This is a genomic window from Allostella sp. (assembly GCF_041913585.1).
Taxonomy (GTDB): Bacteria; Pseudomonadota; Alphaproteobacteria; order ATCC43930; family Allostellaceae; genus Allostella.
On sequence record NZ_JAYSFE010000269.1, the window covers coordinates 1 to 2245 of the forward strand.

General features: G+C 74.0%; 2 protein-coding genes. Both read left to right on the forward strand.

Features of this window, described 5'->3' with window-relative positions; all coding sequences use genetic code 11:
- On the forward strand, positions 1-1085 hold a 1085-nt coding region (locus tag ACE3Q3_RS24055), incomplete at its 5' end, for a thiamine pyrophosphate-dependent dehydrogenase E1 component subunit alpha (RefSeq protein ID WP_374450349.1).
- A complete protein-coding gene (locus ACE3Q3_RS24060) occupies positions 1082-2050 on the forward strand; it encodes an alpha-ketoacid dehydrogenase subunit beta (protein ID WP_374450351.1) in 969 nt (322 codons plus the stop codon). The genes ACE3Q3_RS24055 and ACE3Q3_RS24060, both read left to right, overlap by 4 nt.
- The last annotated feature ends 195 nt before the right edge of the window (positions 2051-2245 follow it).

The following is a 2245-nucleotide window of genomic DNA, read 5'->3' on the forward strand; positions in this document are numbered from 1 at the left end:
CTTGCCTCAGCGAAATCGAGGAGGGAATGCCGGAACCGCTCGTCGACCGGCCGGGAGCAGTGCGCGCCGACGCCACGGGCGCCGCCCGGGGCAATCTCGACCGTGCCCGGATCCTCGGTCACTACCGCACCATGGCGCGCATCCGCGCCTTCGAGGAGGCGGCCGACCGGGCGCTCCAGGCGGGCCACGTCAAGGGTGCGGTCCATCTCTCGATCGGCCAGGAGGCGGTGGCCTCCGGGGTCTGCGCCAACCTCGAGCGCGGCGACTTCATCACCAGCAACCATCGCGGCCACGGCCATACGCTGGCCAAGGGCGCCGACATGGGCGCCATGATGGCCGAGCTGTTCGGACGCGCCAGCGGCTCCTGCCAGGGCAAGGGCGGGTCGATGCACATCGCCGACTTCCAGGTCGGCATGCTGGGCGCCAACGGCGTCGTCGGCGCCGGCATCCCGATCGCCGTCGGCGCCGCCCACGCCATGAAGCTGGCGGGCGACCGCCGCATCGTCGTCTGCTTCTTCGGCGACGGCGCGGTCAACCGCGGCCCGTTCCTGGAGGGGCTGAACTGGGCCAAGGTCTTCGACCTGCCGGTCCTCTTCGTCTGCGAGGACAACGGCTTCGCCGCCACCACCCGGACCCGCTCGGTGACGGCCGGCCCGGGGCCGGGCGCCCGCGCCGAGAGCCTCGGCATTCCGTCGACCCCGGTCGACGGCAACGATGTCGTCGCGGTCGACGCCGCGGCGGCCGCCCTCGTGGCGCAGGTGCGCGCCGGCGCGGGGCCGCAGTTCCTGCACGCCCGCACCTACCGCCTGCGCGGCCATACCGCCGTCGATGCCGCGCCCTACCGTCCGGCGGCCGAGGTCGAGGAACGCTGGCACGACGAGCCGCTCCGCCGCTGCCGCGACCTGCTGGCGCTCGACGGCGTCGCCGCGGCGGAGCTGGACCGGGTCCGCGCGGAGGCCGAGGCCGAAGTGGCGCGTGCGGTCGCCGATGGGCTCGCCGCGCCGCATCCCGGCCCGGCCCTGGCCTGGACCGACGTGCAGGACGTCGACATGCGCCCCGTCGCCGGGGCGGAGGCGCCGCGATGACGATGCTGAGCTACCTCGACGCCGCGCGGCTGGCGCTGGCCGAGGAGATGCGCCGCGACGGCCGGGTCTGGGCCCTGGGCGAGGATCTCGGCCGCGGCGGCGTCTTCGGCCAGTACCGCGGCCTCGCCGAGGAGTTCGGTCCGGCCCGCATCGCCGACACCCCGATCTCGGAGGCGACGATCATGGGGGCCGCCGTCGGCGCCGCCATGGTCGGCAGCCGGCCGGTCGTCGAGATGCGTTTCTCCGACTTCGCGCTCTGTGCCGTCGACGAACTCGTCAACCAGGCGGCCAAGGCGCGCTACATGTTCGGCGGCCAGGGGCGGGTGCCGCTGGTGGTCCGCCAGCCGATCGGCATGTGGCGGTCGTCGGCCGCCCAGCATTCGCAGTCGCTGGAGGCCTGGTACACCCACGTCCCCGGCCTCGTCGTCGTCGCGCCCTCGACCGCGGCCGACAATTACGGCCTGCTGAAGTCCGCCATCCGCTGCGACGACCCGGTCGTCTACATGGAGCACAAGGACCTCTGGCCGGCCACGGGCGAGGTCGCCGGGGATGCCGAGGGCGGACTGGTGCCGCTCGGCGAGGGGCGGCTGGTCCGCCGTGGCGACGACGTCACCGTCGTCACCTGGTCGCGCATGGTCCAGGTCTGCGAGGCGGCCGCGGCCGAGCCCGGTGCGCCGTCGCTCGAGATCGTCGACCTGCGGACCCTGTGGCCGTGGGATCGGGAGCTGGTGCTGGACTCGGTGCGCCGCACCGGCCGCTGCCTCGTCGTCCACGAGGCGGTGCAGGCGGGCGGCTTCGGCGGCGAGATCGCGGCGACCGTCGGCGAGGCGCTGTTCGGGGCGCTGAAGGCACCGGTCCGCCGCCTCGGCGCGCCGCGCATCCCGGTGGCCTATGCCCCGGTCCTGGAGGCGACGAGCCGGATTGTTCCCGCGCAGGTGGCGGCGACCGCTCGCGCGATGGTATGAACGCAGGACAAGATCGGGAGGAAACCACCATGACGATGTCTCGGAGATGGCTCTTGGCCGCGGCCGGCGCGCTCGCGGTTTCGCTCACGGCCGGCATGGCCGCGGCCCAGTCCTACAAGGCCGAATACAAGCTCTCGACGGTCGTCGGGAAGCCGTTCCCCTGGGGCATCGCCGGCGAGCGCTGGGGCGATCTCG